The 434-nt window shown below is 59.9% G+C and carries 1 pseudogene; it reads left to right on the top strand.

Annotated features, from left to right (window positions below):
- Nucleotides 1-100: 100 nt before the first annotated feature.
- A pseudogene (locus DEH80_RS17065) lies at nt 101-434 on the top strand (transposase); the annotation flags it as partial.

The raw sequence follows: 434 nt of genomic DNA, 5'->3' as shown, positions 1-434 counted from the left end.
CCCATTGAGACCCGTGCTCGTGCTGGTGCTCCAGCACCAGCCGAACACCCCGTTCCCGTACCTCCGGCGAGTACCGCACTTGCTGTCTTCCCATCGCTCCATCCTCTCAAGCTTTGGAGCCTCCGAGAAACCCGGGGCGGTTCAGTCCCAGATTGTCGCGATTCTGAAAGAAGCGGATGCCGGCCTACCGGTCAAGGAGGTCTGCCGCAAACACGGCATCAGCTCACCCACGTACTACAAGTGGAAATCCAAGTACGGCGGCATGGAGGCCTCAGATCTGCGCCGCGTGAAGGAGCTGGAGGCGGAGAATGCTCGGCTCAAGCGGATGTACGCGGATCTGGCACTTGAGAACACAGCGATGAAGGATGTCATCGCAAAAAAGCTTTAGGGCCGAGCGATCGACGCGAGGTCGCACGCTACATGACGGCCACTCA

The organism is Abyssibacter profundi (assembly GCF_003151135.1).
Taxonomy (GTDB): Bacteria; Pseudomonadota; Gammaproteobacteria; order Nevskiales; family OUC007; genus Abyssibacter; species Abyssibacter profundi.
This window is presented reverse-complemented; position numbering and strand designations above follow the sequence as displayed.